Annotated in this window: 14 protein-coding genes; 2 read left to right on the top strand and 12 right to left on the bottom strand. The window is 51.0% G+C overall.

What is annotated here, in order from left to right:
* Positions 1-75 precede the first annotated feature (75 nt).
* Complete coding sequence (locus MHI42_RS28915; RefSeq protein WP_171721005.1) at positions 76-648, top strand: YhcN/YlaJ family sporulation lipoprotein; 573 nt, start codon at positions 76-78, stop codon at positions 646-648.
* A 61-nt stretch (positions 649-709) separates the two neighbouring features.
* On the opposite strand, the gene MHI42_RS28910 is transcribed toward MHI42_RS28915, so the two are convergent.
* The 6 genes from MHI42_RS28910 to MHI42_RS28885 all read right to left on the bottom strand — a co-directional run bounded on the left by MHI42_RS28910 (position 710) and on the right by MHI42_RS28885 (position 6362).
* On the bottom strand, positions 710-1162 hold the full coding sequence (locus MHI42_RS28910) for a pyridoxamine 5'-phosphate oxidase family protein (protein WP_039304195.1): 453 nt from the start codon (positions 1160-1162) through the stop codon (positions 710-712).
* 96 nt (positions 1163-1258) lie between these two features.
* The gene (locus MHI42_RS28905; protein ID WP_171721003.1) at positions 1259-2380 is read right to left on the bottom strand and encodes an LCP family protein; all 1122 of its coding nucleotides are present in this window, start codon (positions 2378-2380) and stop codon (positions 1259-1261) included.
* Positions 2381-2462: 82 nt separating this feature from the next.
* A complete protein-coding gene (locus MHI42_RS28900; RefSeq protein ID WP_042139406.1) occupies positions 2463-2759 on the bottom strand; it encodes a YlaH-like family protein in 297 nt (98 codons plus the stop codon).
* Positions 2760-2919: 160 nt separating this feature from the next.
* Complete coding sequence (gene typA, locus MHI42_RS28895; RefSeq protein ID WP_039304185.1) at positions 2920-4764, bottom strand: translational GTPase TypA; 1845 nt, start codon at positions 4762-4764, stop codon at positions 2920-2922.
* A gap of 255 nt (positions 4765-5019) precedes the next feature.
* On the bottom strand, positions 5020-5532 hold the full coding sequence (locus MHI42_RS28890; RefSeq protein ID WP_076244067.1) for a hypothetical protein: 513 nt from the start codon (positions 5530-5532) through the stop codon (positions 5020-5022).
* Between the two features lie 170 nt (positions 5533-5702).
* The gene (locus MHI42_RS28885; protein ID WP_042139408.1) at positions 5703-6362 is read right to left on the bottom strand and encodes a TerC family protein; all 660 of its coding nucleotides are present in this window, start codon (positions 6360-6362) and stop codon (positions 5703-5705) included.
* Between the two features lie 189 nt (positions 6363-6551).
* On the opposite strand from MHI42_RS28885, the gene MHI42_RS28880 reads away from it, so the two are divergent.
* Positions 6552-7253, top strand: a complete 702-nt coding sequence (locus tag MHI42_RS28880; RefSeq protein ID WP_039304177.1) for a TerC family protein — start codon at positions 6552-6554, stop codon at positions 7251-7253.
* An 81-nt stretch (positions 7254-7334) separates the two neighbouring features.
* On the opposite strand, the gene thiI is transcribed toward MHI42_RS28880, so the two are convergent.
* The 6 genes from thiI to MHI42_RS28850 form a co-directional block, all read right to left on the bottom strand.
* Entirely contained in the window at positions 7335-8630 is a 1296-nt protein-coding gene (gene thiI, locus MHI42_RS28875; RefSeq protein ID WP_342421393.1) for a tRNA uracil 4-sulfurtransferase ThiI, read from the bottom strand.
* A gap of 3 nt (positions 8631-8633) precedes the next feature.
* Positions 8634-9785, bottom strand: coding sequence for a cysteine desulfurase family protein (locus MHI42_RS28870; RefSeq protein WP_342421392.1), 1152 nt, complete (start codon positions 9783-9785; stop codon positions 8634-8636).
* Positions 9786-9929: 144 nt separating this feature from the next.
* On the bottom strand, positions 9930-10643 hold the full coding sequence (locus MHI42_RS28865; protein ID WP_342421391.1) for a lytic transglycosylase domain-containing protein: 714 nt from the start codon (positions 10641-10643) through the stop codon (positions 9930-9932).
* 191 nt (positions 10644-10834) lie between these two features.
* The gene (locus MHI42_RS28860) at positions 10835-11236 is read right to left on the bottom strand and encodes a hypothetical protein (protein ID WP_342421390.1); all 402 of its coding nucleotides are present in this window, start codon (positions 11234-11236) and stop codon (positions 10835-10837) included.
* 11 nt (positions 11237-11247) lie between these two features.
* Positions 11248-11472 carry a DUF1540 domain-containing protein gene (locus tag MHI42_RS28855; RefSeq protein ID WP_144026083.1) on the bottom strand — a complete coding sequence of 75 codons (225 nt, stop codon included), beginning with the start codon at positions 11470-11472 and terminating at the stop codon, positions 11248-11250.
* Positions 11473-11645: 173 nt separating this feature from the next.
* Positions 11646-12143, bottom strand: a complete 498-nt coding sequence (locus MHI42_RS28850; protein WP_042139416.1) for a YpuI family protein — start codon at positions 12141-12143, stop codon at positions 11646-11648.
* Between the last annotated feature and the right edge of the window lie 28 nt (positions 12144-12171).

Raw genomic sequence — 12171 nt, 5'->3', positions numbered from 1 at the left:
GATCATACATAACTCTTTTCAGCAAGGGCAAGATAAGGTAAACCACTGAACTATGGCTGAAAGGAGTAAGCACATATGAGAAAATCAATGTGTCTGTTGCTGGTACTGCTGCTGCTGACAAGCTGCGGTATCGCTAATAAAGAGACATCACCCTCTCCTCAGGATAAACAATCGTCAAAGGCCTTGAGCAGCCAGGGGAATCACGGAGTACGGACATTGTCCGAAGATGGTACAGCCCTTGAACCTACACCAGAGAACGGACAACCTTCTGACGTTAAGGGCGAAAGCGATGTTGCACTTAAGGATCATTTTGAACAGTTAGCCAAAAGAGTTCCCGGTGTAAACGGAGCCCACTGTGTCGTAATGAACAACATTGCCGTTGTCGGCATTGATGTCGACGGATCGCTTACCCGCTCACGGGTCGGAAGCGTGAAATACACGGTAGCGGAAGCTATCCGCAAGGACCCGAGGGGTGTAAGAACGCTCGTTACTGCCGACATGGACCTCACCAGCAGGTTAGCCGAGATGGGAAAGCATATTACCAAGGGAAACCCGGTATCCGGCTTCGCCTCAGAAATGGCCGACATTATCGGCCGGATCATCCCGCAGCTGCCGGAGGATACCAAACCGCAAGGTAACGGACAATAAGCTCGCACATTCCTGTACAAAGCGCAGGATCTGGAGACAAAAAAAGCCTAGTGATGGCACACTAGGCTTTTTGCATGGCGGCAAATACTTGTCCGTCCAGCTTCTCAGCCGCACGCGCATCGTATACCTTCGCATATTTCGGAGCAGATTCCAGATGAGCGCCGTAGAACAGCGCATTGCGGACCGCTTCAATCTCAACATCAAAACAGCACATCTTAAAAGGAACATCCTCCAGCGGATCCTGCTTCACAGAAGCACGCCCGTTGATGGCATGAACCGTTCCCTCACCAAATACAGTAATGGTTACCAGCGGGTTGACCTTCATGTTGTTCACAAGTCTGGAACGGTGATCTACCGATAAGCGCACAATAGAAGGGCTCACTGCATAGATCCAGGAAATCGCAGTAGATGTAGGGCCACCGGATTCAGCATCCACAGTGTTTAGAAGAACAAAGGTTTCCGACTGCAGCATAGCTAGCAGAGTTTCGTTGAGCTGAGCAACGGCTTCGGACATAAGTACAGGCCCCCTATGCGGCGTGAGTGCATTCAATTTATTATATTATAGCACAGGATGAAACTTGCATTCAATTTGTAGATTCTTTCCTGCTCTTTAAGGACTGTCTGCGGCCGCAGCAGCAGCGGCACCTGAGAGGCCGGATATCTGGTCCTGAAGGCTTTGCTTGGCTGCGTCCAGCTCCTTATCGTCAATATATACATAGGGACTGCGCCAGGTTCCTGTCACCGGCACAAATTCTACATTCTCCTTAGATATATTCCAGTAAGTCGCTATCATGCTCTTGATCTGGGCATTCTCAATATCGCTGGCCAGATTATCGTCCACGGCATCCAGCACCTTGCCGATTTTGAGCACCCCTCCGAGTGACTGCATCTGCGCGATCAGCGAATTAAGCACTTCATTCTGGCGTTTATTGCGGTCAAAATCATCGGAAGGCTTCGTTGCCGGACTGCAATTGGATTTACGGTAACGTACATAATCAAGCGCCTTATCCCCGTTTAGCTGGGCTTGGCCTTTCTTGAGATTAATATCTGTTCCGTCCACACTGTCCGTGTAGCACATATTCTCGCTGATATTGACATCTACACCGCCGAATTCATCCACGATATCCCGGAAGCCCTGGAAATCAAGCACAGTAACATAATCGACCTGAATATCGAGATATTTACTCATCATGGTCTTCATTTCATCCCCGGCCAGAATCCCTGAGGTCTTCTCCTTGCTCTTGAAGCGGGAGTAGAACGCATTGATTTTCGTTTTCTTATAGCCGCTAAGCTCTACGTAAGTATCGCGCGGCAGTGAGACTACGGTCGCCGATTGGGTCTCCGGGTTCAGCGCCGCGACCATAATCACATCCGTCAGATTGGACGGGTGCTTCGGACGGTTGTCAGTGCCTAGCAGCAGCATCGTAAGCGGCTTCTCTGAAGCGGATTGCCCGGCCTGAACCGGCTGGTCCACTCCGAACCCTCCTTGATCAAACTTCCAGTACAAGTACCCTGCGTAGCCCAGCGCCGCAATTACGGCAACCAGGAGGATGATCAGCAGCAGTCTCATCAGCCGGGCGAAAAACCCGCGTTTCTTAGGCTTCTTCTTATTAGATTTGGTTGAGTTGGTTGATTTCGTTGATTTGGTCGAGGCAGCGGGTCTGGACTGCTGTCTGTTGGTTCCTTGCTGGCCGTTCGATCTGGGTGGCAGACTGCCCTTGCTTGTATTCATAATTGAATTAGGTCCTTTTCATTCAGGTAGAATTAGATAACTTTATAATAAGTTAGACGATCCGGAGCACTAAAAGTTGCGCCTAGTGCCGTTTCGCCGCAGCTGCAGCTTTCCGCTTCTGCCGGGCCTCTACCAGGTAGCGGACCCGCACGAGCAGCATTAACCCTACCGCCACCAGCAGGCACTGGATGATCGGAAGCTTGTCATGCTGGAAGATGAGCAGCATCCCCGAGCCTATAGCCATCATAATATAAAGTACGATCTCTTTGCCGATGGGCAGCTTCTGGTTGACGCGAAATACACGGTTATACACATAAGTCAGTAGAATAAAGATGACAATGTAAGCGACAATTGGATGCTCAGCGAACCAGCTCTGCACAGCTCGTCACTCCTCCCGGATATAAGTATCGTTTACATTATATCATCCTCAGCGGTTTTATACTGCTTTTAATCCCCGCAATTTGAACGGTCTTCTGTCCGGGAAAATAAACAAGAAAAGCCGCCGGATTCTTCATCCGGCGGCTTGAATGGGTGACAGCTTACGCTTGGCTGGCTTGCGCCGCTTTACGCTGCTTCTCTACACGTTCGCGCTCACCCTTGTTCAGGATCTTTTTGCGCAGACGAACGGATTTAGGTGTAATTTCGCAATATTCATCATCATTCAGGTATTCAAGCGCGCCTTCCAGAGAGAACATACGCGGAGTCTTCATCTTAACAGTCTCATCCTTCGTTGCAGAACGAACGTTGGTCAGCTGTTTTTCTTTGCAAATATTTACAATGATGTCATTATCGCGGGTGTGCTCACCTACGATCATGCCTTCATAAATTTCAGTTCCCGGTTCCAGGAAGAGAATACCGCGGTCTTCTACGCCCATCATGCCATATAGAGTCGTATTGCCGGTTTCACTGGATACGAGTACGCCTTGGTGACGTCCGCCAACCTGTCCGCCAATCAGTGGAGCATAGCTGTCAAACGCATGGTTCATAACGCCATAACCGCGGGTCAGGGTCAGGAAGTAGGTGTTGTAACCAATCAGGCCACGTGCAGGAATCAGGAACTCCAGACGAACCTGGCCAGTACCATGATTGATCATGTTGACCATTTCTGCTTTGCGTGTTCCCAGACTTTCCATAACAGCGCCCATGCTTTCTTCCGGAACATCAATCATCAGGCGTTCAAGCGGCTCCATCTTGGCTCCGTCGATTTCCTTGACGATAACTTCAGGCTTGGAAACCTGCATTTCGTAACCTTCACGGCGCATATTCTCGATCAGGATACCCAGGTGAAGCTCACCACGGCCGGATACGACAAATGCATCAGGCGAATCCGTTTCATCTACACGCAAGCTGACATCCGTTTCCAGCTCTTTGAACAGACGTTCGCGCAGCTTCCGGGAAGTTACCCACTTGCCTTCTTTACCGGCAAACGGACTGTTGTTCACGAGGAACGTCATTTGCATTGTAGGCTCGTCGATCTTCAGAACAGGCAGCGCTTCTGGATGCTGCGGATCGGCAATGGTCTCACCGATGTTGATGTCCTTGATACCGGCAATTGCTACGATGTCGCCTGCACCCGCTTCTTCAGTCTCAACACGCTTCAGGCCCTGGAAACCGAACAGCTTCTCGATACGTGCTGTTTTACTCTTGCCGTCACGCATGATAACAGTTACGGACTGGCCCTGCTTGATTACACCGCGGTTAACACGGCCAATGGCGATACGGCCAAGGTATTCATTATAATCCATCAGAGTTACCAGGAACTGCAGGGGCTCTTCAACTTTTTCAGTTGGAGCCGGGATATGTTCAACAATGGTTTCGTAAAGGGCAAGCATCGTTTCATCCTGCTTCTCAGGGTCCATGCTCGATGTGCCGTTAAGCGCAGAAGCATAAACAACCGGGAATTCAAGCTGATCGTCACTGGCCTCAAGCTCAATGAACAGATCCAGAACTTCATCAATAACTTCCTTCGGACGTGCAGCCGGACGGTCAATTTTGTTCACGACAACGATAGGTGTAAGGTGCTGCTCCAGCGCTTTGCGCAGAACGAACTTAGTCTGCGGCATGCAGCCTTCATAAGCATCCACAACCAGCAGTACGCCGTCAACCATCTTCATGATACGTTCTACTTCACCGCCGAAATCGGCGTGTCCAGGGGTATCTACGATGTTGATCAGGAACTCTTTATAGGTAATTGCTGTATTTTTGGCTAGGATAGTGATTCCGCGTTCCCGCTCCAGGTCGTTAGAGTCCATGGCCCGTTCCTGCAAGTGCTCGTGCGCGCTGAAAATCCCTGATTGCTGGAGAAGCTGATCGACGAGTGTTGTTTTACCATGGTCAACGTGGGCAATGATCGCAATATTACGAATATCTTTTCTTGAATGCATGATTTGTATCCAAATCCTCTCATTTATCAAATTAAAAATGTTTAAATTTATAGCATGTCACGGCAGTCTCACAAAAGAAGCGCCAGGCAGAAACCCGACGCTCCAACATATCCTTAATAGTATCGTGAAAGCACCATGAAAAGCAAGTCTTTTTCTGAAAAAAACGTTACCAACTTCGTTTAATTTTTCTAATTTTGCCTTGCGTTACATTCAGCGGTGCCCATTCCCTCAGTCTGTGCCGTTTACCCGGTTGTCTTACCAGCCGCCGTTCCACTTCTTGCGCCCGCCCGGTCTGCCCCGGCCCAGCATCAGCCATAGGCCTGCGGCAACCAGAACGGCACCCAGCAGATACAAGGCTCCAGTCCCGAGCAGGGTGAAGATGAACAATACAATGCTTAGCAGCCCCAGGATAACAGCAGTTGTTGTTAGTCCTCTGCTTCTGGCTGAAGAATACAGCGAATATTCATAAAGTCCGACCGCAATGCCCAGCAGCAGGATAGGCCATAAATGCCTCATCAGGTCCCAGCCCCATGTATTGCATAGTCCAAATAGCAGACCGTATACCGTTAATATGCCCGCAGGTATTAATACAGATGCAGAAGCACGGCGGGTGAAGAAGAGCACATGCAGGAACAGGCCCGGAACCAGAATTACGAGCGGCCACAAGGCATGTCCAAGAAATCCGAACACCCCCAGCTTCCCGAACAGAATCACAATGCCGGCGGCGGCGATGAACACACCCAGTTTCATGTCGTTTTTGGAAGACATCTTTCACCCATCCCTTCAAAATTCGCGTCTTTTCTCTGGCCCTCGTCATTTTATATTTTATCTGAAAAATAATTAAAACACCATCATTCTTCGTGTATTCGGGGGAATTGCACAAAAAAGCTGCACCAAAGCTTTCCAGCTTTTGGCACAGCCTCTAGTATTGCCGCTTCTTATCCTGCAGATACCATCCTCCGCTTAAGCATACCTGTTACTACGACAAGAATCCCCAGCACCATCGGCAGCATGGAGTGGAATGTAGGCAGCATGAAGGAAATGACCGCACCAAATTTGGCATCCTGCAGCAGCATATTACCGGCCGTATACGCCAGAATATAGGCTCCGATGAAGACCAGCACCGGGAAACGGTGCAGCCAGCCCACGATGATGCCGCTTCCCCAGACCACAATCGGAATGCTGATGGCAATCCCGATTACGATGAGTGCCAGATCTCCTTTGGCCAAGCCCGCAATCGCCAGCACATTGTCCAGACTCATGATGAAATCGGCGAGCAGAATGGTGCGCACCGACTTCCATACACTGGAGCTCCCCTCAATCTTAAGTTCCCCTTCCTCCTCCAGCAGCAGCTTAAAGGAGATCCAGAGCAGCAGTATCGCGCCTCCGGCTTCAATATAAGGAATTTTGAGCAGCAGCACTGCGGCAAAAGTCAGGATGCAGCGCAAACCCACTGCCCCTGCAGCTCCCCACCATACCGCTTGCCTGCGGTGCTTCTCCGGGAGATTCTTGCTGGCCATCGCAATGACCATCGCGTTGTCTCCGCTCAGCACCAGATTGATCATCAGTATTTCACCCAGCAGCAATAAAGAATCCATTCTTTTCAACCTCCCTGAACTCCATGTAAATACATGTATGCCTCAGGGTGACAAGCTATGCATCCTGTCCTGCTTTTTTAGAAACTACGCATGAGCGGGGCTGTTCCAGCGTATACAAAATTATAGCCTGCCTGCCGTATGTCAAAAAAGCCCGTATATCTTCCCAACAAATTCGAGGAGTGACCCCTATTGAATCCATCCGTTACGGATTTCATATTATCCCTGCTGAATATTGTCTTCCTCGATCTGATTCTGGCCGGCGATAATGCCATTGTGATCGGACTGGCCGCGCGGAACCTGCAGGGAAGTTCGCAGAAGAAGGCGATCCTGCTGGGTACAGGCGGCGCCGTAGTGCTGCGGATTATCGCGACGATTCTTGTTGTGTGGCTGCTCAAAGTGCCCTGGCTGCTGCTATTCGGCGGACTGCTGCTTATTATGATCGCCTACAGGCTGCTGACAGGGGGAAATACGGAGGACACGGACATACAGGCCGGAGGAACACTGTGGTCGGCCGTACGGACGATCATTGTCGCAGACGCGGCGATGGGGCTGGATAATGTAATCGCGATCGCCGGGGCAGCCAAACACAATATTACACTCGTGGTGCTCGGGCTGCTGATCAGCGTGCCGATTGTGGTCTGGGGCAGCACGCTGTTCATCAAGCTGATCAACAGATATTCCTGGATTATCTATATCGGCTCAGCCGTGCTTGGTTTCACGGCCGCAAGTATGATTACCAGTGAGAAGCGGATTGCCCCCTTCTTCGAACAGCAGCCGCTGCTCCATTATCTGTTTATTGCTCTGGTGATTGCAGGCATCCTTGCCGCCGGCCTCTGGCAGCGCCACCGCGCACAGGGCAGAATTCCGCATAGCGGCAACTCTACCCGGTAATGCATATATCGCCATATATCAGAAAGAGGTGCCCCGGCCAACCAGTATTACCGGCTGCAGGGCACCTCTTCTTCAGCTATTCTAGAACCATTCTTCCTGTAAACCTGCCTGTACAGGGATCACATCGCTCGGCTTCTCATCACCGTATGGTGTAATCGACACCGTCTCTGTTCCGGCAACAGCCGCTTCCAGGAGTGCCTGGTACCCGGGCAGCGTGGCTTCAATCTTATCCACAATCCGCATGTTCGGATTCGTCGTCGGCGACTTGGGCACGAACAGCGTACAGCAATCTTCATAAGGAAGGATGGACAAGTCATAGGTGCCGATGCTCTGGGAGATTCCGACAATCTCACTCTTATCCATCATCACCAGCGGACGCAGCAGCGGCAGCTCGGTGGCACGGCCAATGACATTCATGCTTGGGAGCGTCTGGCTGGCGACCTGCCCCAGACTGTCACCAGTGATCAGGGCCAGCGCCCCTTCGCGTTCGGCGAGAGCGGTAGCAATCCGCAGCATGGCCCGGCGCATTAGTGTAATAATCAGATTATCCTGGCCAATTCCGGTAAAAGAGGTCTGGACCTCCGTGAACGGAACCAGGTGGAGCTTGATCACTCCGGCATAACGCGACAGTACCCGCGTCAGATCTACAACCTTCTGACGGGCAAGCTCGCTGGTATACGGGTAGCTGTAGAAATGGACACATTCCACTTCAAGTCCTCTGCGCATGGATGACCAGCCCGCAACCGGGCTGTCAATGCCGCCGGACAGCAGCAGCATTGCTTTGCCGTTCGTACCGAGCGGGAACCCGCCGACACCGGCAATATTCTCGCAGAAAATATAGGTATGCCCTTCACGAATCTCAATTCTCAGCTCCATCTGCGGAGATTTCACATCCACAAGCAGCCCGGGATACCCCTGCAGCAGAGGAGTGGCAATAAGCTTGCCCATCTCAATGGAGCCATATGGAAATCCCTTCCATACCCGGCGGGCACTAACCTTGAAGGTCGTTCCTGCTGCCGGGGCAATAATATTCAGGAATGTCCTGCTGGCTGCAAGAATCTCTTCAAATTCCGACCGGGACACCTTCACCGGGCTAATTGAAGCAATGCCGAATACATTCTTCAGTGCATCCGTTAATTCTCCCGCCGGCTCACCGTTCAGTTCGACATATATCCGCCCAAATTCTTTGCTAAGCACCACGCCGGGATAGGGTTTAACCATCTCCTTCACATGACGGAGCACTGTTTTTTCGAACCGGCTGCGGTTTTTTCCTTTTAAGATAAATTCTCCAAAGCGCAGCAGAAGCATATCCGCATATTCAATGCTGCTTCCAATCCCCGCAGCGTTTGCTCCGTGGTCTGACTCTATAATTGTCATTTGTTATTTCACGCCTCCTTCAGCAATCTTCAAAGACTGGACAGCGGCAAGCAGCGCCTGCTCCAGCTGCTGCACCTCCTGCTTCGTATGGCTGTCACCCAGACTGATACGGATGCCGCCAAGCGCAGCAGCCCGGTCTCTCCCGATGGACAGCAGAACCCGGCTCGGTTCTGCAAGCCGTGACGAACAGGCGGAGCGGGTGGCAACGGCCATTCCCAGTTCCTCCAGCTTCCTGGCCATAACCTCCCCCTTCATTCCGGGGTAAGAGAAATGGACAATATGAGGCGCCCCGTCTCCGCTGCTGTTCAGCACAAGCTCCGGAATTCCTGATATATAATCCTCCAGCTGTTTTTTAAGCGGCGTAATCCGGCGGGTGAATTCCTGCCGCCGTTCGCCGCTCATGCGCACCGCCTTGGCTGTGGCTACAATATTTGGCACATTCTCTGTTCCGGCACGGTTGCCCATCTCCTGTGAACCTCCGGTAAGCAGAGGGAACAAGGTTACGCCTTCCCGTACATACAGGATTCCTGTTCCGCGCGGGCCGCGGATTTTGTGCGCTGACAAGCTGTACAGATCCGCCTGCCATTCCTTCAGCCGGGTCTCCAGCTTGCCATAGCCCTGCACCCCATCGACATGAAACAGTGTCCGGCGGTTCACCGCCTTGACCTGCCGTCCAATCTCTTGCAGCGGCTGCACCGTGCCAATTTCATTATTCACATGCATTACACTAACCAGCACGGTATCCGGCCGAACCGCAGCGGCAACCCGCGCGGGTTCGACGACTCCGGAGCTGTCCGGTGCAATAAAGGTAATCTCCCAGCCAAGCTGCTGCAGCTGAAGACAGCTCTCATAGACTGAAGGATGCTCCAGCTCGGTAGTTATTATATGTCGGCCTCTGCCCTGATATTGCAGCGCCGCCCCTTTGATGGCCAGGTTATTGCTCTCAGTAGCTCCAGAGGTAAACACTATCTCCTGCGGCTGCACGCCAAGCGCTGCCGCACACACTTCCCGCGCACGCTTGATCAGCTTGTCCGCCTCCGCCCCCGCACGGTGCAGAGATGAGGGATTGGCAAAGTGCTGCCTCATGACTTGTTCCATAGTCTGCACTACCTCCTCATACGGCGGAGCGGCAGCGGCATAATCCCAATACAGCATATATCGGCGTTCTCCTTTGCTTATCGTTTCAGCGAGAAAGAATAAGTATAGCAAAATTCATACTTTATTTATATGTTGCAAAAAGGATCAAACGGGCTGCTGCCGCCGGAGCGGCTGGATGCAGATTCCGTTTGATCCTTTATATTATAACGCGTATTGCGCGCGGGCGCGTTCTATTTTGGCAATATAGGCCTGAGTTTCCTTCGGAAGCTCTGAGAGATTAGCCATCAGTTCGGCATCGTTGCTGACGCCAAGCTTATTAACGCGGCCTGGTCCGGCATTATAAGCGGCCAGTGCCATATTCTCCTCGCCATTGTAACGTTTGAGCTGGTAAGAAAGGTAGCGTACGCCTCCGTCAATGCTCTGGGCCGGGTCAAACGGATCGGAGACACCCAGACCGTTCGCCGTTCCATCCATTAATTGCATCAGTCCTTTGGCCCCTGCAGAAGAAACAACATTAGGATTAAACGAGGATTCCGTATCAATTACAGCCTTGATCAAATCAACAGGAACGCCATATTTCGCGCTGGCCGTCTGGATCAGCTCTTCATAATCCGTCGGCACCGTGTGCGTTATTTCCCCGGAAATGCCGTCATACGTTTCAGCTGTTCCACCAAGCTGCTGCCAGAGCAGATTACTTAGTGAAGAAGCATCCGTGAGTGAGGTTAAAGTGCTTCCGCTGCTGCCGCCGCTTGCGGATTGCAGGGCCGCCTGCTGTAGTAAAGCCGCGAATTCCGCTGCCGAAGAACCTGTTACCCCGGATGAAACCTTGCCGCTTCCGCCCTTCATGCTTGAACTCCTCAGATCAACCCATTTCAGTTGCCCGGTTCCGCTTGCTGCAGCGGGGTCGATTGCCATGCTCCCATTCCCTCTTTCATCATAAATCTATATAAACAAAATAAAGCATTCTATTTAAATTTGAAATACGGCTTTATTTTACAATTTATTTGCAGTAATTACTATATGCCAAACAGAAAAAACAGACCTCAGACCCGCATAGTTAGGTCTGAAAGCCTGTTTTGAAATCATATTTCTGCATGCAGCTTACCCTAACGGGCAAAAGGAATTAAGACAAAATAACTTAAGGTAGAGACAATTCCAAGTCCCATGGACCAGGCGCCAGCAGTTTTTTGTCCCCTGGCATAGGCATAATACCCGAGCACTGCAGCAATAGGCCCCATAATTATTGACCAGATAAATAGGGAAACCACACCAAATCCGAGGCCAATATAACCGATTGTCCGTTCATCGCTTTCCTTTACACCGCCGGTTGTACGTTCTGTTTCCCTGCCTGCGGTACTATGGACCTGTACGGGAAGCGGACTGATTTCAGCAGCATATTCCTCGTTATGACTTCTGTCCCGGCGGGGATAATCCACTCTGCGCGGACGCAAAATAATTTTCCTGCGTTCCGAACGGTCCACTTTGGGTTCATCATTCTGATTGTCCATAAGGGCCTCCTCTAGGCGTTCGGCTTGAACGTCAGACAACAGGTTGCGGATGAAGTTCCGGCATGGTCATGATGATTATTTGCCGTCAGCTCTTCAGCATATTCTTCCTTGAAATGGCTGCCTGCATGCTTGTCAATTTCAATAACAATTTCTTCGGCACGGCACAGGTTCTGTTCTCCCCAATAATGACAGTTGCTCACACTGCATCTCACAAGCGGTTTTGCGTTTGTCATAATGATCACCTCGGCTTCATTATGTCCTCTCCGCTTTACTGCTATGCGGCTGAATGGTTTCCAGCTGATGAATGGAGCCGTTCATATGTACATCCAATTGTGCACGCAAAAAAGACCGGGCTGTCATGTTGCTCATGACAAACCCGGTCCTTTACCTGAAACCGGCAGCTCCGGTATTACACCTGATTCTGCATCCGTTTCTCCGTTAAATAATCGTTCTCATAATAAGCCAGATCATCACGCAGCTCTTCATAGACCTTGGTAATCTCCATAATAATATCGCGTGCCGGACGAACCGGCTTCTTGCGGAAACGGATCGCATCCTGACCTGTGTAGGCATAGCGTCCATCTTCGGAGTAGCTTTCGTTCTTAGGATAGAAGAAGTTGTTCACTCCAAAATGATATACATTATATAGCGCTTTTTGCGCGAAGGCTTCATCAAAAGTGGCGCGGCGCAGAGCAACCCCAAGCTTCTCATAAGACATCTCCGAGAACACCAGCAGATGGCGGAGATCGGACAAGAACCCTTGATAGAAATGCAGTGTTTCTTCATCCTCTTCGGCAACCAGTTGCGGAAGCGCATGCTCGTTCAGGAACAGTTCCATTTTTCCGATTACGGATTTAAGTTTTTCTCTCGTCGATTCACACAATTTCTGCACATTAGCTGCTGACATGGCGATTGCTCCCCCTTATTAGTCCTTG

Source organism: Paenibacillus sp. FSL E2-0178 (genome assembly GCF_038593005.1).
GTDB classification, from domain to species: domain Bacteria; phylum Bacillota; class Bacilli; order Paenibacillales; family Paenibacillaceae; genus Paenibacillus_AQ; species Paenibacillus_AQ phytohabitans.
The sequence above is the reverse complement of the archived record's forward strand: the minus strand, read 5'-3'. Positions and strand labels throughout refer to the sequence as shown.

Coding starts and splice junctions, on each gene's coding strand:
- MHI42_RS28915 (WP_171721005.1), top strand. CDS start 76: ATGAGAAAATCAATGTGTCTGTTGCTGGTACTGCTGCTGCTGACAAGC.
- MHI42_RS28910 (WP_039304195.1), bottom strand. CDS start 1,162: ATGTCCGAAGCCGTTGCTCAGCTCAACGAAACTCTGCTAGCTATGCTG.
- MHI42_RS28905 (WP_171721003.1), bottom strand. CDS start 2,380: ATGAATACAAGCAAGGGCAGTCTGCCACCCAGATCGAACGGCCAGCAA.
- typA (WP_039304185.1), bottom strand. CDS start 4,764: ATGCATTCAAGAAAAGATATTCGTAATATTGCGATCATTGCCCACGTT.
- MHI42_RS28890 (WP_076244067.1), bottom strand. CDS start 5,532: ATGTCTTCCAAAAACGACATGAAACTGGGTGTGTTCATCGCCGCCGCC.
- MHI42_RS28885 (WP_042139408.1), bottom strand. CDS start 6,362: ATGGATTCTTTATTGCTGCTGGGTGAAATACTGATGATCAATCTGGTG.
- thiI (WP_342421393.1), bottom strand. CDS start 8,630: ATGACAATTATAGAGTCAGACCACGGAGCAAACGCTGCGGGGATTGGA.
- MHI42_RS28870 (WP_342421392.1), bottom strand. CDS start 9,785: ATGCTGTATTGGGATTATGCCGCTGCCGCTCCGCCGTATGAGGAGGTA.
- MHI42_RS28865 (WP_342421391.1), bottom strand. CDS start 10,643: ATGGCAATCGACCCCGCTGCAGCAAGCGGAACCGGGCAACTGAAATGG.
- MHI42_RS28860 (WP_342421390.1), bottom strand. CDS start 11,236: ATGGACAATCAGAATGATGAACCCAAAGTGGACCGTTCGGAACGCAGG.
- MHI42_RS28850 (WP_042139416.1), bottom strand. CDS start 12,143: ATGTCAGCAGCTAATGTGCAGAAATTGTGTGAATCGACGAGAGAAAAA.